Genomic DNA, 20,902 nt, shown 5'->3' with positions numbered 1-20,902 from the left:
CTCCGGGTTTGGGTTCGGGCGCGGGATACCGCAGGCATGGGGGCTGGGCAAGCGGGGCGTGAGATGGCAGGAGAGTGGAATGGAAAAGCTGGAAGAACAGATCGCGCATTTGCAGCGCACGGTGGACGAGCTGTCGGACGTGGTGGCGCGGCAGGAGACCGAGATTGCCCTGCTGACGCGCCGGGTGCAGATGCTGATGGAGCGCGAAGCGCAGCGCGAGGCAGATGGCGGTGGTGGTGTGATCATCGGCGATGAGCGGCCGCCACATTATTGATCCGGTCGGCCTGCTTGAGATCGGCCCTTCGGGGAGGATTTTTTTGAACAGAGAAGTGAACCCGTTCACAAACTATTAAGGTTGACGCGTTTGACTGACCACGCTTCGGGAGCAGGGATGCGAACCGGAGTGAACGGAGAAGGCCCTTGGTCCACGCGGGTCAAGGGCTGGACCCCGTCCTTTTTTTGCGGCATTGCGCAGCGCGGGCGCTAGACCTAACGTACGGCCGGTCCATATTCTTTGTTCAAAAAAATCCTCCCCGAAGGGTCGGGTGGCCAGATGCGCCGCTGTCAGGGTGTTTTAAGAGCGGTGGCCAGAACGGCCCCGTCGTGCAGCAACATGTCCGCCCAGCGCCCGTTGTCGGTGAAATTCTCGTAGGCGCTGATGAAAGTCGTGTTGCGTGACAATCGGCTGATCCGATCCCCGCAAGGCTTGTTGCGGCCCACATTGCACACACGGCGTTTGAGCTGCTCGTATGCCTTGTCAGTTGTGGAATAGGGGTATTCTTCGGCCGGCAGGCCATAGCGCAGTTGTTCGTGGAACGCCGGATCGCCAAACAGCGCAAGGGCCGCTGTGAACTGGCGCGGGCAGTTGTCGGAAAACCCGGTGACATAGAAGGTTCTCGGGGCAGTGCTATCCGGGGCCGTATCATAGAGCGTGTACCCGCGCCCTTTGCGCGCGGCCTTGTCCACCATTTGGGCCGTTTTGGCAGGGTGAGCATTGCAGACCCGGGCGATCTGCCCAAAGGGGACCGTCATGCCGGGGCCGACGTCGATGACACTCGCATCGCGGGCGGTTGACCTGCGAGGCCGGCCGAACAGCCCGCGCCGTTTTTCTGGCTCGACCAGAGCCGGGATTTGTGCTGCCGGGATATCTTCGGCTTTGGCAGGAAGTGCGGCTTCCACGTTTTGCGGGGTGGCAGACGCCTGTACTGCGTTTGCATTCAGAGGTGTATCAGCCTGTCTTGCAATCCTCAGCCAGCCCAGAAGGCCGCCGGAGGCGCGTGGCGCTTGTTGGCTCTGCTCCACGGGTGCCGTGTCTGCTTGCGGCGGGATGATGGCTGCAATGTCCGGCGCCTCGGCACCCAAGGGTGCGGGGTCTATTTGTGCGTCGTCCGCAGGCACCTCGGCGTTTGCGTCATTCAGAAGATCGGCCAGAACAGGGCCTTCGCGGGCAAGCTCTTCTGCGGAGGGCAGCGCGCTGTTGCCCGGTTCTGCCGGCAGCGTCGCCCCTTCGGACACCCGTTCAATACCGCGCAAGGGATCGCCACAGGCGGCAATCGCAAGCAGCATGAGGCATGCCGTCGCCAGTCGCATCACTTGCGTCTCCTCCCACAGATTTTAAGCGTCCCGGATACGTCATTAACGATAAGAGCGCTTCAGGTCCAGCGATGCGGGCGGAGCGTCGCCTACATCTCTTGCACGTCCAGCACGCCCGACAGCGATTTGATCGCCCCCTTGATCTGCGGCGTGACCGGGAATTCCGTGCCCAGGTCCATCTCGACCTCGCCCGGCAGGCTGTCATCCATGAGGCAGACGGTGATGGGACCGCGCCCTGCGCCCTTGGCTGCTGTCACCGCCCCTTCGAGCACGGTTGCGACCGAGGCAAGCGCGTTTGGTGCTTCGACGAAGATGCGCAGCCCCATGCCGCCCACATCGGCCACGACGGTGTCAATGGCTGCGACCGATCGGCCCAGCAATTTGAGCTGGTCGGATTCCATCGTCGCCTCGACCGTGACGATCACTTTTGCGCTGGTTTCGAGGTGGTCCTGCGCCTTCTCAAGGCTTTCAGAGAACAGCGTGACCTCGAACGCGCCAGTCGTGTCGGACATCTGACAGAAGGCAAAGCGGTTGCCGCGGGCGGATTTGCGGATTTGCAGGCCCGACACGACCCCCGCCAGCTTGGCCACCAGCGGTTGGCTTTCGGCCTTTGCCGTGACCTCGTCCAGCGTGAGGATGCCCTTGCGTTTCAGCGGGCCCATGTAGTCGTCCAGCGGGTGGCCGGAGAGGTAGAAGCCCACCGCCTTGTGTTCTTCGCCAAGCCGTTCCGAGGGCAGCCAGTCGTCCACCGGCATCAGGCGCGGTTCGGGCAGATCGTCGCCTGCTTCGCCAAAGAGTGAGACCTGGTTGGAGTTTTTCTGGTCGTGCACCGCTGCCGAATAGGCGCTGAGTGCATCCAGCGCATCGAAGACGCGGCGGCGGTTGGGGTCGAGTTGGTCGAAGGCGCCTGCACGGGCCAGCATTTCGAGGGGGCGTTTGCCGACCTTCTTCAAATCCACGCGACGAGCGAAGTCGAAGAGGTTGACGAAGGGTTTGTTCTCTCGCGCCTCTTGCACCAGCCGCATTGCCTCAACGCCCACGTTTTTCAGCGCGCCCAGCGCGTAGACCAGCGCGCCGTCGACCACCTTGAACGTCGCATCCGAGCGGTTCACGCAAGGCGGCACCCAGGGCAGGTCGAGGCCCTTGCGGACCTCTTCGAAGTAAACGGCTAGCTTGTCGGTCAGGTGAATATCGCAGTTCATCACACCGGCCATGAATTCGACCGGGTGGTTCGCTTTGAGCCATGCCGTCTGGTAGCTGACCACCGCATAGGCGGCTGCGTGGGACTTGTTGAAGCCGTAGTTGGCGAACTTGTCGAGCAAGTGCCAAACTTCCAGCGCCTTGTCCTCGTCCACGCCGTTTTCCTTGGACCCGGCGAGGAATTTGGGGCGCTCGGCGTCCATCGCTTCCTGGATTTTCTTACCCATGGCGCGGCGGAGAAGGTCGGCGCCGCCGAGGCTGTAGCCCGCCATTTCCTGCGCGATCTGCATCACCTGTTCCTGGTAGACGATGATGCCTTGGGTTTCGTCCAGAATGTGGTCAATCGACGGGTGCAGGGTGTCGCGTTCTGACAGCCCGTTCTTGACCTCACAGAACTTCGGGATGTTCTCCATCGGGCCGGGGCGGTAGAGGGCCACGAGGGCGATGATATCCTCGATACAGTCGGGCTTCATCCGCTTGAGCGCGTCGATCATGCCCGAGCTTTCCACCTGGAACACAGCGACTGTCTTGCCCGCAGCGTAGAGCTTGTAGGACGGCTCATCATCCAAAGGGATACCGCCGATGTCATTCTCCATCCCTTCCGCGGGCACATAGAGTTCGGTACCATCGGCGGCGATATGCAGCTTGCGGCCCGAGCCGAGAATTTGTTCCACCGCGTTCTGGATCACCGTCAGGGTTTTCAGGCCGAGGAAATCGAATTTGACCAGACCCGCCTGTTCGACCCATTTCATGTTGAACTGGGTTGCGGGCATATCGGACCGCGGGTCCTGGTAGAGCGGCACCAGCGCGTCAAGCGGTCGGTCCCCGATCACCACACCGGCGGCGTGGGTGGATGCGTTTCTGAGCAGACCCTCGACCTGCTGGCCGTAGGTCAGCAGCCGGTCTACGACCTCTTCGTTCCGCGCCTCTTCGCGCAGGCGCGGTTCGTCCTTGAGCGCCTTTTCGATGCTGACGGGCTTGACCCCTTCGACCGGGATCAGCTTGGACAGCCGGTCCACCTGGCCGTAGGGCATTTGCAGCACGCGCCCGATGTCGCGCACAGCGGCCTTGGACAGAAGCGCACCGAAGGTGATGATCTGACCCACCTTGTCGCGGCCGTATTTCTCCTGCACGTAGCGGATCACTTCCTCGCGCCGGTCCATGCAGAAGTCGATGTCGAAGTCGGGCATGGAGACCCGTTCGGGGTTCAGGAACCGTTCGAAGAGGAGCGCGTAGCGGAGGGGGTCGAGGTCGGTGACCGTGAGCGCGTAGGCCACAAGGCTGCCCGCACCGGACCCCCGGCCAGGGCCAACCGGGATGTTCTGATCCTTGGCCCATTTGATGAAGTCGGCAACGATCAGGAAGTAGCCGGGAAAGCCCATGCCTTCGATGATGTCGAGTTCGAAATCGAGGCGTTTCTGGTATTCTTCCTCGCTGGTGGCATGCGGGATGACCTTGAGCCGCTCTTGCAGGCCCTCATTGGCTTGACGACGCAGTTCCTCCACTTCGTCATCCGCAAACTTTGGCAGGATCGGATCACGGCGATAGGCCATGAAGGCGCAACGCTGTGCAATTTCAACCGTGTTTTCAATGGCCTCGGGCAGGTCCGCAAAGAGCGTCACCATTTCAGCCTGGCTTTTGAAATAGTGTTGGGCCGTCAGGCGGCGGCGTGGTTCCTGTTGGTCGACATAGGCCCCTTCGGCAATGCAGATCAGCGCGTCGTGGCTTTCATACATGTCCGGTTTGGGGAAATAGACGTCGTTCGTCGCGACCAGCGGCAGGTCCATGGCATAGGCCATTTCAATGAGTGGCCGTTCGGTCAGGCGTTCGGCTTCGGGCTGTCCGCCCTCGCCCGGGTGGCGCTGCAACTCGACATAAAGACGGTCGCCAAAGATCTCTTTGAGCCGGTCCATCAGCGCCTGCGCGGCGGGCGTCTGTCCGGTTTGGAGCAGCATCCCGACGGGGCCGTCGGGACCGCCGGTCAAACAAATCACATCGGCCGCATGGCGTGCCAGTTCATCGACCGTGACATGAGGCAATTCTGACCCGTCGCGCAGATAAAGGCACGAGTTCAGCTTCATCAGGTGTTCATAGCCAGCCTCGGTCTGGGCCAGCAGCACCAGCGGTGCGGGGTCACGCGGGCGTTCGCCGGGGCGCGGCGTCATGTATTGCAGGTCGACTTGGCACCCGATAATCGGCTGCACCCCCGCCCCCGCCATGCCCACCGAGAATTCGAGCGCCGCGAACATGTTGTTCGTGTCGGTCAGTGCGATGGCGGGCATACCTGCGTCACGCACCAGTCCGGGCAGCTTTTTCAGGCGCATGGCCCCTTCAAGCAGGGAGTATTCGGAATGGGTGCGGAGGTGGATGAATCGGCGGGCGTCAGTCATGAACCTACGATATGTCGTGGCGCGCCGCTGGGAAAGCCCCACAAGATGTTATCCACAGATCAATAGATAGCCATTCAGCTAAGTGTCTTGACTCGAATCGCCTAGCAGAAATACTTAGCCACATGACTAACCAACTCGACAGCTTCTTCAGTGCGCTTGCCGACCCGACCCGCCGCGCGGTGGTGGAACAGCTGATCCACGGCCCCGCCGCGGTCAGCGCCCTGCATGACGGACACGATATGGCGCTGCCGACCTTCCTGCGGCATCTCAAGGTGCTGGAAGACAGTGGGTTGGTCACAAGTGCGAAAAAAGGGCGCGTCCGCACGGTCGAGATGCGGCCCGATGCCCTGCGCGCCGGGGCGGACTGGTTCGAGGCGCACAAGACGATGTGGGAGGGCCGGATGGACCGGCTTACCCGCTTGGCAGACCAACTGGAAAGGACCCGGACATGACCACCGACACCGGACATTTTGAACTGACCCGCACATTTCCCCTGACACCGGACCGCCTGTGGCATGTCCTGACAGATGCCGAGATGCGCGGCACATGGAACGCACCGGGTGAGGGGATGGTCATGAACTTGCAAACGTCGGACTTCCGGGTTGGTGGGCTTGAAACGCACCATGCTGGCCCCGCCGACACTCCGGAATTCACGGTCGACACCCGCTGGTACAGGATCGAAGGACCGCACGATGCCGCTTTTACAGAGACAGTGAACATGGGAGGTGCCGCCATTGCGACCACGCTTGTCACCTACCGGATCTCGGCAGAGGGCGATGGCACCCGTTTGCATGTCTCTGTCGCCGTGTCCTCCTTTGCCGGACAAGATGCGGATGGTGAGTTCAAGGCAGGCTGGGAAGCCGGGCTGGCCAATCTCGAGGCACTGGCGGCGAAGATGGCGGCCTGAAACGGGCGCACAGCTTGCCAAGCCCTGCCCGCCTGCCCTAACCTGACGTCCGACAGCCCGCCTTCTGGTCTACGCCGCATCGACCAAAGGCCAAAACACGGGCGTTGGTAACGCGGCAGGCACAAGACAATATGCGTACGACCTTTCTTCTGAATGGAAGCGAGATCACGGCCGACACGACACCCACGACAACGCTGCTGGACTGGCTACGGGACCACCCCGGACTGACAGGCACCAAGGAAGGCTGCAACGAAGGCGACTGCGGGGCCTGTTCGGTGATGGTCACGGATGCGGATGGGGCGCGGGCCCTGAACGCTTGCATCCTGTTCATGCCACAGCTTGAGGGCAAAGCGGTGCGGACGGTTGAAGGGATCGCGGCACCGGACGGCACGCTTCACCCCGTCCAGCAGGCGATGGTCGAGTACCACGGGTCACAATGCGGCTTCTGCACGCCGGGTTTCATTACAACGATGGCCACCGCACACCTGAACGGAGAAACGGACCACGACACGGCGCTTGCAGGCAACCTCTGCCGTTGCACCGGCTATGCGCCCATCATCCGCGCAGCCAAAGCTGCTGAAACAGCGCCGGTCCCGGATCATGTGAAAGACACCCCTCTTCTTCTGGCTCAAAATACCTCGGGGGAGGCTCCAACGGAGCCGGGGGCAGAGCCCCCAACGACGCTGAACGCCCTCGCCACGTGGATGGATCAAAACCCCGGCGGCACACTCGTGGCCGGAGCCACCGATGTGGGCCTGTGGGTGACCAAGCAGTTCAGGGACCTTGGGCCGGTTGCCTTCCTCAACCGCATCCCAGAGCTGTCGGGCGTGACCATCAGCGACGACGATATCCACATCGGCGCGGCCACAACCCTGACCGAGCTGCACGAGGCTATTGCCCCGCACCACCCGGCCTTTGCCGAATTGATCCGCCGCTATGGCTCTGTCCAGGTGCGCAATGCGGCGACCATCGGCGGCAATGTCGCCAATGGCTCACCCATCGGGGATGGGTCGCCCGCGCTGATTGCCTTGGGTGCAACTCTGCACTTGCGATCAGTGAACGGCGTTCGGGCACTGCCCATCGAGGAGTTTTTTATCGACTACGGCAAACAAGACCGGGCCGAGAACGAGTTTGCCGAGGCGATCACGATCCCCAGACAGAACGACGCCCTGCGCTGTTACAAGCTGTCGAAACGCTTCGATCAGGATATTTCGGCCGTGTGCGGATGTTTCTGGATCGAAGTTGTGGATGATGTTGTTGCCGAAGTGCGCCTTGCCTTTGGCGGCATGGCGGGCACGCCCAAGCGGGCCGCACATGCCGAGACCGCACTACGTGGACAGCCGTGGACCGATGCGGTCGTGGCCCGCGCCATGCAGGCCATGACCCGCGACTTCCGACCACTCAGCGACATGCGCGCCTCGGCCGAATACCGGATGCAGACGGCACAGAACATGCTGCTGCGCGCTTGGTTGGAGGATCAGGGGCAAGCCACCAATGTGCTGGAGGTGACGTTATGACCGTCGCGAAGCCTCTGCCCCATGATGCCGCCCATCTGCATGTGACCGGCGCTGCCCGATATGTGGATGACACGCCAACGCCTGCGGGGACATTGCACCTGGCCTTTGGCGTAAGTGACGTTGCCCATGGCCGGATCACAACGATGGACCTGAAGGCCGTTAAGGCCGCACCGGATGTGGTTGCCGTCCTCGTGGCGGATGACCTGCCTTTTGCCAATGACGTGTCCCCCTCGGCCCATGATGAACCCTTGTTGTCGGATGGCACTGTGCACTATCTCGGGCAGCCGCTGTTTCTGGTGGTGGCCCGCTCGCATCTGGCAGCCCGTCACGCGGCACGTCTGGGCAAGGTCGAGATTGACGAGGCCACGCCGGTTCTGACCATTGACGAGGCCCTTGCCGCGGACACCCGGTTCGAGGATGGCCCGCGCATCTATGCGAGAGGCGATGCGACAACCGAGTTGGGCGGGGCACAGCACCGCCTTACGGGGTCATTCGAGATTGGCGGGCAGGAGCACTTCTACCTCGAAGGGCAAGCGGCACTCGCCCTGCCGGGTGAGGATGGGGACATGCATGTCATTTCCTCGACCCAGCACCCGACCGAGATCCAGCACAAGGTGGCCGATGTCATTGGGCGGCCCATGCATGCCGTTCGGGTGGAAACGCGCCGTATGGGCGGCGGGTTTGGTGGCAAGGAGAGCCAGGGCAATGCGCTGGCCGTGGCCTGTGCCATCGCCTCCCGCGCCACCGGCAGCCCCTGCAAGATGCGCTATGACCGCGATGACGACATGATGATCACCGGCAAGCGCCATGATTTCCGTATCATTTATGATGTCGGATTTGATGATGCGGGCCGGATCAACGCCCTTGATGTGCGCCAATACGTGCGCTGCGGTTGGGCCATGGACCTGTCCCTGCCCGTGGCCGACCGGGCGATGCTGCATGCCGACAATGCCTATTGGTTGCCGCATGTGCGGATCGAGAGCCATCGGTTGCGCACCAACACCCAGAGCGCCACGGCCTTTCGCGGCTTTGGCGGGCCGCAGGGGATGCTAGGGATGGAGCGGATTGTGGATCATGTGGCGGGTCATCTGGGGCTTGATCCGCTGGCGGTGCGGGTGGCCAACTTTTATGGTTCATTGTGTCCCGGAAATCCTCCGGGGGAGGATTTCAGCGATGAACGGGCGGAGCCCGGCGGCGGTATTTCTGGTCAGAAAAAACAGACGACGCCCTATGGGCAGGAGGTTGACGACTTCATTGGCGATGCGTTGGTGGCGCAATTGCGCGAGACGTCGGATTATGATGTGCGGCGTGCGGCGGTGGAGCAGTGGAATGCGGCCAATCCGGTGCTGAAGAAGGGGATTGCGCTGACGCCCGTGAAGTTCGGGATCAGCTTCACCCTCACCCATTTGAACCAGGCAGGAGCTTTGGTGCATGTCTATGCCGATGGGTCCATTCATCTGAACCATGGTGGGACCGAGATGGGCCAGGGCCTGTTTCAGAAGGTGGCCCAAGTGGCCGCGAGCCGTTTTGGTGTGCCTTTGGACGTGGTCAAGATCACGGCGACGGACACGGCCAAGGTGCCGAATACATCCGCCACTGCTGCGTCTTCGGGCAGTGATCTGAACGGCATGGCGGTCAAGGCGGCGTGCGACACCATTCGAGATCGGATGGCGGAGCATCTGGCGCAATTGCATCAGTGTCGCCCGGACGAGGTGGTTTTCGAGGATGGCCGGGTGCGGGCCGGGTCGGATGATTACAGCTTTGCCGAGGTGGCGGCGCTGACCTACGAAGCGCGCATCAGCCTGTCCTCCACCGGGTACTACAAGACGCCCGAGATCAAGTGGGATCGGATCAAGGGGCATGGCCGCCCGTTCTTCTACTTTGCCTACGGCGCAGCGGTGACCGAGGTGGTGATCGACACGCTGACAGGGGAGAACCGCATTCTGCGGGCTGACATCCTGCATGATGCGGGCGCATCCCTGAACCCCGCCTTGGATATCGGGCAGGTCGAGGGAGGCTACGTGCAGGGTGCGGGCTGGCTGACGACCGAGGAGTTGGTCTGGGATGATCAGGGGCGTCTGCGCACCCATGCGCCGTCAACCTACAAGATTCCGGCCTGCTCGGACCGGCCTGATGTGTTCAATGTGGCGCTTTGGGAGGGGGAGAACCGGGCCGACACGATCTACAAGTCCAAAGCGGTGGGGGAACCGCCCCTGATGCTGGGCATCTCGGCCTTTCTGGCGCTGAGCGATGCGGCGGCAGCTTGTGGTCCAAACTACCCGGACTTGCAGGCCCCGGCCACGGCGGAAACGGTTTTGAAAGCCGTGCAGACGGCGCGTGGCGATGTTTGACCGGGCCGGGTTGATCGCGGCCTGCGAGGCGCATGGCCGGGTTGTGCGGGTTGTTGTTGCGTCTGTGCAAGGGTCGGCCCCCCGCGAGGTCGGCGCGGCCATGCTGGTCTGGGAGACCAGACAATCCGGCACGATTGGCGGCGGGGTTCTTGAGTTTGAGCTGGCCACTGCCGCTCGCACACTGACCAAGGATACACGCAGTCGCCATGCTTTGGGGCCCGATCTGGGCCAGTGCTGCGGTGGGGCAGTCGAGGTGCTGAGCGAAGTCTATGACTTGGAACGTGCGCGTGTCCTGCCCGAAGACGTGGTGGCACGTGGGTCCGAGCCTATGCCACTGTCGGTCAAGCGCATCTTGAAGGCCGCGCGGAACCAAGGGCAGTTGCCCGCTGCGCAATTGAAGGACGGATGGATGATCGAGCCGGTGCGCACGCCGGATCAGGACATCTGGATCTGGGGCGCGGGCCATGTGGGCCGCGCGCTGGTCGATATCCTGCAACATATGCCGGGCTACTCACTGACATGGGCCGACACCGGGGCCGAGCGGTTTCCCAAGACCGTGCCCGATGGCGTTACAACCGTGCCTGCCACGGATCTTCCCGCCCTTGCCGCCCATGCGCCCCGCAGCGCGCATCACCTGATCCTGACCTATGCGCATGACATTGATCTGGGCCTGTGCCACGCGATGCTGAAACGCGGCTTTTCCTCTTGCGGGCTGATCGGGTCGGCGACCAAGTGGGCGCGCTTCCGCAAAAGGCTGGCCGTTTTGGGCCACAGCACGGATGAAATTGCGCGCATCACCTGCCCGATTGGTAATCCTTCTTTGGGGAAAGACCCGCATTTGATTGCGGTGGGGGTCGCCTATCGGCTAGCACAGTCCACGCAAACCATACCGCAACGACTGGAGACGCGTGCGTGACACCCCTTTTGTCCCTGAACGGCTTGACCAAGGCCTATCCCGGCGTGGTGGCAAATAATGACGTGTCGCTGTCCATCGCACCCGGAGAAATCCACGCTTTGCTGGGGGAGAACGGGGCGGGCAAGTCGACGCTGGTCAAGATGATCTATGGGCTGGTCAAGCCCGATGCGGGGCAGATGCAGATGAATGGGGGCGACTTTGCCCCCGCTGATCCGCGGGCTGCACGGGCCGCAGGCGTGGGCATGGTGTTCCAGCATTTTTCGCTGTTCGATGCGTTGAGCGTGGCCGAGAATATCGCCCTTGGCATGGAGACACCGCCACCGATGAGAACGCTCGCCGCCCGTATCCGCGAGGTGTCCGAGACCTATGGCTTGCCATTGTCACCGGACAAAGTGGTGGGTGATCTTTCGGCAGGCGAACGGCAGCGGGTCGAGATCATTCGTTGTCTTTTGCAGGACCCCAAGCTGTTGATCATGGACGAACCCACATCCGTCCTGACCCCGCAGGAGGTCGACATCCTGTTTGAAACCCTGCGCAAGCTGAGCGTCGAGGGCACGGCGATCCTGTATATCTCGCACAAGCTGGAGGAAATCCGCGCCCTGTGTGACGCCGCCACGATCCTGCGCGGCGGCAAGGTGGTAGGAACCTGCGTGCCGCGCGACACCTCGGCCCGCGAGATGGCCGAGATGATGGTGGGCAGCACACTGGCGACGCCCAAAGCCGCTGCGCATGACGCAGGCGAGGTGTTGTTGTCGGTGACGGGTCTGTCGGCTGCGTCGCCCTCTGCCTTTGGTATGTCGTTGCGCGACATTTCCTTTGACGTGCGCGCGGGTGAGGTACTGGGCATTGGTGGCGTCGCGGGCAACGGTCAGGACGAATTGCTGGCTGTTCTGTCGGGGGAATTGCCCTGTGGTGTCGGGATGGTGCAGTTCAAGGGCCGCGATCTGGCGAAGAACGGACCGGAGGCCCGGCGCGGCCTTGGCGTGCTTGCGGCACCCGAGGAACGGCTGGGCCATGCGGCGGCCCCCAACATGTCCCTGACCGAGAACGCGATGCTCACCGGGGCCGCGCGCGAAGGGCTGGTGCGGCGCGGGATGCTGAACTGGGCCAAAACGCGTGACTTTGCTGAGCGCATCATTTCAGGTTTCGACGTCCGCACACCGGGACCGGAGAATGCGGCGCGGTCATTGTCGGGTGGGAACCTGCAGAAATTCGTGATTGGTCGCGAGGTGTTGCAGCGCCCCGAGGTGTTGGTGGTGAACCAGCCGACATGGGGCGTGGATGCCGCTGCCGCCGCTGCGATCCGACAGGCGTTGCTGGATTTGGCCGCAGACGGGTCGGCTGTTGTCGCGATTTCGCAGGACCTGGATGAGTTGATGGAGATTTCCGACCGGTTTGCGGCCTTGAACGAGGGGCGTTTGAGCGAACCGCGTGCCACCTCTGGACTGGATGTTGAGCAGATCGGCTTGATGCTGGGTGGTGCCCACGCGATGGAGGTTGCGCATGTGTGAGATCGGCCTTCCGGGGGGAGTTTATTGGGCAAGGTGAAGCTGGGGATAAACACATGATCCGGATCGAGGCACGTCCGCAGCCATCCGCTGTGATGGCCTATGCCACGCCTGTGCTGGCCGTGGTGCTGACCATGATTTTTGGCGGGGTGCTGTTTGCCGCCTTGGGCAAGGCCCCCTTGCAGGCCATTGCGACGATTTTCTGGGAGCCGATCTTTGGCGAGTTTGCGTTCTTTTACCGGCCGCAGTTGCTGATCAAGGGCGCACCACTGGTGCTGATTGCGATTGGGCTGGCGCTGGGGTTCCGGGCGGGCATCTGGAACATCGGGGCCGAGGGGCAATACATTGTCGGGGCCATTTGCGGGGCTGGGGCCGGGTTGGCGTTTTATCCTGCTGAAAGTGTGCTGATCTTTCCCCTGATGGTGCTGGCCGGGGCCTTGGGCGGTTGGGCCTGGGCGATGATCCCTGCTGTTTTGAAGGTAAAGTTTGGCACCAACGAGATTTTGGTGTCGCTGATGCTGGTCTATGTGGCTGAGCAGCTCTTGGCCTCTATGTCCTTGGGATTGTTGAAGAACCCCGAGGGGTTTGGCTTTCCGGGGTCTCGGAACTTGCAGCAGTATCCATCGGCACATAATGCCGAGATCATTGCGGGGACCGGGATGCATTGGGGCGTGGTTGCTGCGCTGATCGCGGTGATCTTTGCCTATGTTTTGCTGACGCGGCACCGGTTGGGATTTGCCATTCGGGTGACAGGAGAGGCACCGCGGGCGGCCAAGTTTGGCGGGGTCAATCCGGGGCGGCTGGTTCTGTTTTGCCTGGGTGTTTCTGGCCTGCTGGCCGGGCTTGCCGGGATGTTCGAAGTCGCCGGACCATCGGGTCAGATCAGCATTGATTTCAATGTCGGCTATGGATTTACGGCGATCATCGTGGCGTTCCTTGGGCGGTTGAACCCGCTGGGGATCGTGGCGGCAGGATTACTGATGGCGCTGACCTATATCGGCGGCGACATTGCGCAGTCGCAGCTGGGCTTGCCTGCAGCGGCCATTCAGGTGTTCCAGGGGATGCTGTTGTTTTTCCTGTTGGCTTTGGACCTGCTCACGAACTACCGCGTGCGGTTTGGTGCGGCGGAGGTGGCATAGTGGGAAAGGCAATCGAAGATACAATCTCTATTGCCGCAGGCCTGTTTCTGCTCCCTTCGGCACTTTGGATATCTGGTTCTTCGGACGCTTTATTGTGGCCCGCACTCAACTGGACCATCGTGCTGCCATTGGTTTCTTTGCTCGTATTCGTCGGCATTTCTGCGTCGGTCACTGCCGCGCGCCGGATGTGCCGTTTGTTCGTCTTGTTTTTGCTAAGCGTGCTGGTGGCGAGCTTTGCAATTCTTTTCTACGCAGGTGTGAACTGATATGGACCTATCCGCCATCAACCCAATCCTCCTGATCGCCGCCATGATCGCAGCGGCAACGCCCATCTTGCTCGCCGCGATTGGCGAGTTGGTCGTCGAACGCGCGGGTGTTCTGAATCTGGGTGTTGAGGGGATGATGATCACGGGCGCCGTCTGTGGTTTCATCATTGCTGTGAACACAGGCTCGCCCACGGTGGGCTTTGTCGCGGCCGCCATCGGGGGCGCGGTGCTTTCGCTGCTCTTTGCCTTTCTCACGCAGGTCGCGCTGGCCAACCAAGTGGCTTCGGGCCTTGCGCTGACGCTGTTCGGATTGGGGCTGTCGTCGCTCATGGGGCAGTCCTATGTCGGGATCAAGCCGCCGCGGGCCGAGGCAACGCCGCTGGGGCCACCTGCAGACATTCCTGTCATCGGACCAATCATCTTTGGCCATGACCTGATGGTCTATCTGGGCCTTGGGATCGTGGCGGGCACCTGGGCAGTGCTGAAATTCACCCGGATGGGATTGGTCCTGCGCGCTGTGGGCGAAAACCACGACGCAGCACATGCATTGGGGTACAAGGTCAAACGTATCCGCACCCTTGCTATCCTCTTTGGTGGGGCCTGTGCGGGGTTGGGCGGAGCGTACATTTCCCTCATCCGCGTACCGCAGTGGACCGAGGGTATGACCGCCGGTGTGGGGTGGATTGCCCTCGCCCTGGTTGTGTTTGCCAGTTGGAAGCCATGGCGCGTGCTGCTGGGTGCTTATCTTTTTGGCGGAATCACTCAGCTCCAGTTGAACTTGCAGGGCGCGGGCGTTGCCATTCCGGTCGAGTATTTGGCAATGTCCCCCTACATCGTGACGATCATCGTTCTGGTGATTCTGAGCGCAGACAAAGCACGCGCCCCCGGCTCACTGGGGCGCACATTCCACGCCTCAGGATAAGAGGCCAACAACTCGGGGGAGACCGAATGAAATTCACCACTTTGATGGCAAGTGCCGCCTTGGCGCTTGGTCTGGCAGGCGGCGCATACGCCGATGGCCATGAGAAGACGAAGGTCGGCTTTGTCTATGTCGGCCCTGTCGGCGATGGCGGCTGGACCTATGAACATGATCAGGGCCGTCTGGCGGTCGAGGAAGAGTTCGGCGATGCGGTTGAGACCGTGTTCGTGGAAAACGTCGCCGAAGGCCCGGACAGCGAGCGCGTGATGACGCAGATGGCGCTGGATGGGGCGGACCTGATCTTTACCACCTCCTTTGGTTACATGGATCCGACGAACAACGTCGCGGCCAAGTTCCCGGATGTGAAATTCGAGCACGCAACCGGCTACAAGCGCCTGCATCCGAACGTGTCCACCTATTCGGCCCGTTTCTACGAAGGGCGCGCTATTCAGGGTCACATCGCAGGCAAGATGACCAAGACCAACACCATCGGTTACATCGGGTCCTTCCCGATCCCCGAGGTGATCCGCGGCATCAATTCGGCCTATATTCACGCCAAGAAGGTGAACCCGGATGTCGAGTTCAAGATCATCTGGGTCTACACGTGGTTTGACCCTGCGAAAGAAGCAGACGCTGCAAAGACCCTGATCGATCAAGGTGCGGACGTGGTGCTGCAACACACCGACTCCACCGCTCCGCAAGCGGCTGCTCAGGAAGCAGGTGGTGTTGTGACCTTTGGACAAGCGTCAGACATGGGCCAATACGCGCCCTTCCCCCGCGTCTCATCGATCATCGATGACTGGGCCCCCTACTACATCGCGCGGACCCGCGCCGTGATGGACGGCACGTGGGAGTCGAAAGACACATGGGATGGCATCGGCGCCGGCATGGTTGGCATTGGCGATATTTCGGACGCCGTTCCGGCCGACGTCAAGGAAGAAGCCCTGGCCATGAAGGCTGCGTTGGCCGATGGATCATACCATGCCTTCACGGGCCCGCTGAACAAGCAGGACGGCTCACCTTTCCTGGCCGAAGGTGAAACCGCCGATGATGGCACGTTGGCAGGCATGAACTTCTATGTCGAAGGCATCGAAGGCGATATCCCGCAATAAGGCATCGTAAGGCGGGGGTGTCCCCCGCCAAGCAACATTTGCCCCCGGCATACCACGCAGGGGGCTTTTTGTTGGCTACACGCCCCGGTTCAATGCATTCATCTGTAAGGCGGAGGTGTCCTCCGCCCAGCAGGTCAAATGGACCACCAGCACCCTCTTATTGCGCAAAGATGCGGGCCATCTGCGCATCGAAATGCGCCCAGCTCATCGTCGCCTTGTTGCCCGCATATCCGTGATAGTGGGATTTTCCGGTGTCATTGGGCAAACCCGCCCAGATCTTGGCGAGGTTGTTCATGAAGGTCTGGCGCGGCATCTCTCCGGCAAGGAAGGGCGCAAGTCCCGCATCAGCCAGCAGGATGTCTGCAAGCCGGTCTTGCACGGCGGGTGTGAACTGACGTTTGGGATCAATCCCCGCTTGCCGCACAAGCCGCCGCAGGGTCGGCGGAATGAACTGATAGCGCCCAATGGCGTGGGGCTGGCCCGGCGTGGCCTTGATCCAGTCATAGATCTGCTGGATCGTCAGCTGGGTCGGCGCGGCACCAGGCTTGACCCGCGCCCCGTATTGCACGGCGTCATAGCCTTTTTTGCCTGCCTCGGCCTGCGCGATCAGGTTGCGCAACCGCGCCACCCGGCCCTCGACCGGGTAGTTCCGCAAGTTATCGAGTTCGTTGGGATCAGGCGGTGCAAACATGCCGGTGATGGACCGCCCGGCAAACAGGCTGGGGCCGGAATGCCGGATCATTGGCTCTGCACTGATCAGCGGGGCCGCCTTGGTCATCAGGCTGGCCCGACTGACCATTGGCAACACCTCGGCCCAAGCATAGGCACCCTGCCCCACCAATCCAACGCACGCCAAAACGCTCCAAATCCGCCGCATCGCAATCCCATTCTGAAATCATCGCGTGCGGGGGTTTTGGCGCGGCATCCCTAAACATGGGGTTGCCGCCGTCATGTGTTTTGAACCGAGTTTAGTTCAAATGCGATCTATCGCGCCAACGTCCCAAATCAGGCAGCCGTCAGTGTCGCGTAGAGCTGATCCTTCAGCACCATACGCTGCTTGCGCATATCCTGCATATGGGCATCGGACACGGGTTCGACATCCGTCTCGGCGCGGTGCACCGCACGGTTCACGTCATGGTATTCATCCATCAAACGGGCAAAATGTGCATCGGTCTGCCGCAGCTTTGAAATGCGATCCGCATGTTCCGGAAAATCCTGTGCAAGATCATGAGGCGTGTTTGACATGTGGTTCTCCGGGGTATCAGCTTTTGCGGGAATGCGGATGTAGCGATGCTGCCAGAATATGCTCGGACCCATTCACCGACGCATCCGCCTGCTGCACGATCAATGGGTCAGGCAAGGTGGCCACCGCAAAGTCCTTGTCCGGATAGTCCAGCTTGGACAAAAAATGCTTCATGCAGTTGATGCGTGCGCGCTTCTTGTCGTTGGATTTCACAACAGTCCAAGGGGCATCGGCGGTGTCCGTGTAGAAGAACATCGCCTCTTTCGCTTCGGTGTAGTCATCCCACTTGTCCAGGCTGGCCCGGTCGATTGGTGACAGTTTCCACTGCTTGAGAGGGTCTGTCTCACGCGCCTTGAAGCGACGGCGCTGTTCATCCTGCGTGACGGAGAACCAGTATTTGAACAGCTGAATGCCTGACCGTGACAGCATCCGCTCGAACTCGGGCGTTTGCCGCATGAACTCAAGGTATTCATTGGCCGCACAAAACGACATCACCCGTTCGACTCCGGCCCGGTTGTACCAAGATCGGTCATACAGCACGATCTCACCACTTGTGGGCAGATGCTTGATGTAGCGTTGAAAAAACCACTGCCCGCGTTCCTGGTCGGTGGGTTTGTTCAGAGCCACCACCCGGGCCGCACGGGGGTTCAGATGCTCGGTGAACCGTTTGATGGTGCCGCCCTTGCCTGCCGCGTCGCGCCCTTCAAACAGAAGCACGAACTTTTGACCCGTTTCCTGCACCCACAACTGGACCTTCAACAGTTCGACCTGCAAGGCGGCCTTTTCCGCCTCGTATTCGGTGCGCGTCATCTTGTCGGCGTAGGGGTATTGCGTCTGGTCAAAGGCCTGTGCTTCAGAGGGCTTGCGATCAATGGTTTCAACAGGTTGTGCCAAATGTCTTCTCCTAGTGCTATTCGGGAAGACGTAGAAACCCCAAGACCTGCATTGTCATTGATATGCGTCATTTACAGATGCGAATCGAAGACCTTCCAGACGGGCATCAGGGTGTTGATCCGCGATGTCGTGGCCTTGACCAGCCCCGTTTCGCGCCAATCGGCGGGGAGCGGGCCGGATATGGCGAGTGCCTTGCGCTTCAGCAGATCGCCATGGGGATGGTCCTGGTCATAGGGTTTGGGCACACGTTTCAGCGGCTCTGGCCCCCAATCGCTGATTTCGGCACCGGTGTCAGCCGCTGTATCCAGCGCGTCCTGCAAGCTGTCTCCCCAACTGTCGACAAAGGCGCGGTAGCGAGTCAAATGCGCCCCCTGCAAACCCATCACACCCATCCCGAGGATGAAGTACTCCGATGACAGCCCCCAGAACCACGACGGCGCCAACGGATCCTTGTCGGCGGGGGACCACATGATGTGCAGATGTGTGTTCAGCGGCGTCTTATCCTTGGAAAAGCGCACATCGCGGTAAATGCGAAAAACCTTGGGGCTGTGTGGCTTGCCGGTGATGCGGGCAATATCCTCGGCCATCAGGTCCGAAAAGAAACCCGCGGGGCCAGCGATCGCGTCCTTGTAGTGAGCCTTATGCGGTTCGAACCAGTCCTTGGTGTTGTTCTTCTCCAGCTTGGCAAAGAAGCTCAGCGCCTCGTCAACCATCTGCTCAAACCCGTCGGCCATGTCCGCCCCCTTCATGTCGTTCCTTTCTGAACCTATCGCAACGTGCGGGCCAGTCCACCGCATGCTGCTGCCAGATTGCGGCAACGGGAAGCTGTTGCACTTTGCCAAATGTCGGCGCGTCCTTCCTGTGCAAAGGGCAAGGCGCAATGGCGAGAGGCGGGCCTGAACGCATGTTAGCCGTTGCACCCGTGGTGTCCTGCATGGCACGACTTGGCGCATGATTACCTCTCTCTCCGGCACCCCGCTTTCACCCCTGACTTTCGGTACAATGCAGTTCGGCGGCAAGGCTGATGCAGACCAGAGCCGGGCCATGTTCGACGCCGCCCGCGCCGTCGGCATCACTCATTTTGACACCGCCTTTGTTTACACGGGAGGTGCCTCCGAGACGCTTTTGGGTGAAATGGCCCAGAGCGACCGCGACGATCTGATCATCGCGACCAAGGCGGCCTATGAAGGTGGCTCTGGACGCGACAATATCCTGACCGGCTTTGCCACGTCCCAGCAGCGGTTACAGATGGACATGGTCGATATTCTGTACCTGCACCGCTTTGACGATGACACGCCGCTGCAAGAGACATTCGATGCGCTGGCCACGCTCAAGACCCAAGGCAAGATCCGCCATATCGGCGTGTCCAACTTCGCCGCATGGCAGGTGATGAAAGCACAGGCGGTGGCCGCACAATTCGAAGTACAGATCGACATCATCCAGCCCATGCACAGCCTTGTGAAACGGCAATCAGAGGTCGAGATTTTCCCGATGGCCGTGGATCAGGGCATTGAAATCGCACCCTATTCCCCGCTTGGTGGTGGGCTGTTGACCGGCAAATACGTGGACGGTGGCACCGGGCGCCTGACCGAAGATGACCGCTATGCCGCACGCTACAATGTGGATTGGATGCGCGAGGCGGCTGCCAAGCTGTCAGCCGTGGCCGCTGATCTGGGCACAAGCCCGGCGACGCTGGCCGTGGCCTGGGCGATGGCACATCCGGCCCGGCCACGGCCCATCATCTCGGCCCGCTCAGCAGAACAGTTGGCCCCGTCGCTTGCCGCATTGGAGTTCGACATGACCGCTGATCTATATGACCAGATCACCGGGTTCAGCGTCACGCCACCGCCGGCCACGGACCGGATCGAGGAAGCGTGACCGACATCATTGTCATTGGCGGTGGCATCGCCGGGGTGTCGGCGGCGGCACGGCTGTCGGACGGGGCGCGTGTTACGCTGATCGAAGGTGAAAGCGCGCTTGGCTACCACGCCTCGGGCCGGTCTGCGGCGCTGTTTGAAGAGAACTATGGCGCGCCATCCGTGGTCGCCTTGAACAAGGCAAGTGCCGCCTATCAGCAGCCCTATCTCAGCCCACGCGGTTTCCTCTTGCTTGGCCGCGCCGGAGAGGATGAACAGTTTGAAGCCGACGCCGAAACCCTGAAATGCCCCGAGATATCGGTCGACGATGCGCGAGGTCACATCCCGATCCTGAACGGAGCGATCACCCGCGCCGCCTACCATGCCGATGCCTTTGACATCGACACGGACCGCATGATTCAGGACTTTGCAAAAACGGTGCGGGCAAATGGTGGGCAGGTTCTGACGGGTGCCCCGGTGACCTCGATCACACGGGGCAAGCAGTGGTTCGTTCATTGCGGGGAAAACGCGTTCACAGCGGACATTCTGGTCAATGCTGCAGGCGCCTGGGCCGACCAGATTGCCACTATGGCCGGGGTAGCCCCCATTGGTATCATGCCCCTCCGTCGTTCCATGGCACGCTTGCCTGCGCCCGCTGGACATGACGTGAACGAATGGCCCATTTTTTTTGGCGTGGGCGAGACGTGGTATGCCAAGCCGGATGCGGGCAAGTTGTTGGTCTCTCCGGCGGACGAAGACCTTGTTGAACCACAAGATGCCTGGGCCGACGACATGGTGCTGGCCGAGGGCTTGGATCGTTACAGCCAGCATGTGACCGAACCTGTGACTCGGGTTGAAACATCGTGGGCCGGTCTGCGCAGCTTTGCGCCGGACCGCACGTTGGTAATGGGCCGTGACCCCCATATCCATGATTTCATCTGGTGTGCGGGTCAGGGTGGCTATGGGTTTCAGACGGCCCCAGCGGCCAGCCAGCTTCTGGCTGATCTGGTTTTGGGCCGTCCTCCGCACATTGACGCGGACACCATCAAATCCTTGTCGCCAGCCCGGTTCTAAGCCGCTAGGCTCAGCCT

General features: G+C 61.3%; 19 protein-coding genes. 13 read left to right on the top strand and 6 right to left on the bottom strand.

Annotated features, from left to right (window positions below):
- Window positions 1–79 precede the first annotated feature (79 nt).
- The gene (locus IE087_RS15350; RefSeq protein ID WP_189370242.1) at window positions 80–274 is read left to right on the top strand and encodes a SlyX family protein; all 195 of its coding nucleotides are present in this window, start codon (window positions 80–82) and stop codon (window positions 272–274) included.
- Between the two features lie 290 nt (window positions 275–564).
- Here IE087_RS15350 and IE087_RS15345 read toward each other — a convergent pair whose 3' ends face one another.
- Together IE087_RS15345 and dnaE are read right to left on the bottom strand one after the other, a co-directional pair.
- Complete coding sequence (locus tag IE087_RS15345; protein ID WP_189370241.1) at window positions 565–1,590, bottom strand: hypothetical protein; 1,026 nt, start codon at window positions 1,588–1,590, stop codon at window positions 565–567.
- A gap of 92 nt (window positions 1,591–1,682) precedes the next feature.
- Window positions 1,683–5,183 carry a DNA polymerase III subunit alpha gene (gene dnaE / locus IE087_RS15340; protein ID WP_189370240.1) on the bottom strand — a complete coding sequence of 1,167 codons (3,501 nt, stop codon included), beginning with the start codon at window positions 5,181–5,183 and terminating at the stop codon, window positions 1,683–1,685.
- Window positions 5,184–5,305: 122 nt separating this feature from the next.
- Between dnaE and IE087_RS15335 the strand changes: the two genes are divergently transcribed.
- The 10 genes from IE087_RS15335 (at window position 5,306) to IE087_RS15290 (ending at window position 15,818) form a co-directional block, all read left to right on the top strand.
- Window positions 5,306–5,635 (top strand): ArsR/SmtB family transcription factor, encoded by a 330-nt coding sequence (locus tag IE087_RS15335; RefSeq protein WP_189370239.1) that lies wholly within the window; start codon window positions 5,306–5,308, stop codon window positions 5,633–5,635.
- Complete coding sequence (locus IE087_RS15330; protein ID WP_189370238.1) at window positions 5,632–6,090, top strand: SRPBCC domain-containing protein; 459 nt, start codon at window positions 5,632–5,634, stop codon at window positions 6,088–6,090. The genes IE087_RS15335 and IE087_RS15330 overlap by 4 nt, the downstream gene beginning before the upstream one ends.
- Window positions 6,091–6,221: 131 nt before the next feature.
- On the top strand, window positions 6,222–7,607 hold the full coding sequence (gene xdhA, locus IE087_RS15325) for a xanthine dehydrogenase small subunit (protein WP_189370237.1): 1,386 nt from the start codon (window positions 6,222–6,224) through the stop codon (window positions 7,605–7,607).
- Complete coding sequence (gene xdhB, locus IE087_RS15320; RefSeq protein WP_189370236.1) at window positions 7,604–9,958, top strand: xanthine dehydrogenase molybdopterin binding subunit; 2,355 nt, start codon at window positions 7,604–7,606, stop codon at window positions 9,956–9,958. Before xdhA ends, xdhB begins: the two co-directional genes overlap by 4 nt.
- A complete protein-coding gene (gene xdhC, locus IE087_RS15315; RefSeq protein ID WP_189370235.1) occupies window positions 9,951–10,874 on the top strand; it encodes a xanthine dehydrogenase accessory protein XdhC in 924 nt (307 codons plus the stop codon). The genes xdhB and xdhC overlap by 8 nt, the downstream gene beginning before the upstream one ends.
- Window positions 10,871–12,385, top strand: a complete 1,515-nt coding sequence (locus tag IE087_RS15310; protein WP_189370234.1) for an ABC transporter ATP-binding protein — start codon at window positions 10,871–10,873, stop codon at window positions 12,383–12,385. The genes xdhC and IE087_RS15310 overlap by 4 nt, the downstream gene beginning before the upstream one ends.
- Window positions 12,386–12,438: 53 nt before the next feature.
- A complete protein-coding gene (locus IE087_RS15305; protein ID WP_189370233.1) occupies window positions 12,439–13,521 on the top strand; it encodes an ABC transporter permease in 1,083 nt (360 codons plus the stop codon).
- On the top strand, window positions 13,521–13,787 hold the full coding sequence (locus tag IE087_RS15300) for a hypothetical protein (protein WP_189370232.1): 267 nt from the start codon (window positions 13,521–13,523) through the stop codon (window positions 13,785–13,787). Before IE087_RS15305 ends, IE087_RS15300 begins: the two co-directional genes overlap by 1 nt.
- 1 nt (window position 13,788) lies before the next feature.
- On the top strand, window positions 13,789–14,709 hold the full coding sequence (locus IE087_RS15295; protein WP_189370231.1) for an ABC transporter permease: 921 nt from the start codon (window positions 13,789–13,791) through the stop codon (window positions 14,707–14,709).
- Between the two features lie 26 nt (window positions 14,710–14,735).
- Window positions 14,736–15,818: a BMP family ABC transporter substrate-binding protein gene (locus tag IE087_RS15290; protein WP_189370230.1), complete on the top strand. Its 1,083-nt coding sequence runs from the start codon at window positions 14,736–14,738 to the stop codon at window positions 15,816–15,818.
- Window positions 15,819–15,975: 157 nt separating this feature from the next.
- On the opposite strand, the gene IE087_RS15285 is transcribed toward IE087_RS15290, so the two are convergent.
- From IE087_RS15285 to IE087_RS15270, 4 genes are all read right to left on the bottom strand, one after another.
- Entirely contained in the window at window positions 15,976–16,695 is a 720-nt protein-coding gene (locus IE087_RS15285) for a lysozyme family protein (RefSeq protein ID WP_189370229.1), read from the bottom strand.
- A gap of 128 nt (window positions 16,696–16,823) precedes the next feature.
- Window positions 16,824–17,063, bottom strand: a complete 240-nt coding sequence (locus tag IE087_RS15280) for an HP1242/YdcH family protein (RefSeq protein ID WP_189370228.1) — start codon at window positions 17,061–17,063, stop codon at window positions 16,824–16,826.
- A 16-nt stretch (window positions 17,064–17,079) separates the two neighbouring features.
- The gene (gene ppk2 / locus IE087_RS15275; protein ID WP_229801403.1) at window positions 17,080–17,955 is read right to left on the bottom strand and encodes a polyphosphate kinase 2; all 876 of its coding nucleotides are present in this window, start codon (window positions 17,953–17,955) and stop codon (window positions 17,080–17,082) included.
- A 71-nt stretch (window positions 17,956–18,026) separates the two neighbouring features.
- Window positions 18,027–18,689, bottom strand: coding sequence for a DUF2461 domain-containing protein (locus tag IE087_RS15270; protein ID WP_189370227.1), 663 nt, complete (start codon window positions 18,687–18,689; stop codon window positions 18,027–18,029).
- Between the two features lie 217 nt (window positions 18,690–18,906).
- On the opposite strand from IE087_RS15270, the gene IE087_RS15265 reads away from it, so the two are divergent.
- The gene (locus IE087_RS15265; protein WP_189370226.1) at window positions 18,907–19,833 is read left to right on the top strand and encodes an aldo/keto reductase; all 927 of its coding nucleotides are present in this window, start codon (window positions 18,907–18,909) and stop codon (window positions 19,831–19,833) included.
- Window positions 19,830–20,885 carry an NAD(P)/FAD-dependent oxidoreductase gene (locus IE087_RS15260; protein ID WP_189370225.1) on the top strand — a complete coding sequence of 352 codons (1,056 nt, stop codon included), beginning with the start codon at window positions 19,830–19,832 and terminating at the stop codon, window positions 20,883–20,885. Before IE087_RS15265 ends, IE087_RS15260 begins: the two co-directional genes overlap by 4 nt.
- The last annotated feature ends 17 nt before the right edge of the window (window positions 20,886–20,902 follow it).

This window comes from Tateyamaria omphalii (genome assembly GCF_014651375.1).
GTDB classification, from domain to species: domain Bacteria; phylum Pseudomonadota; class Alphaproteobacteria; order Rhodobacterales; family Rhodobacteraceae; genus Tateyamaria; species Tateyamaria omphalii.
This window is presented reverse-complemented; position numbering and strand designations above follow the sequence as displayed.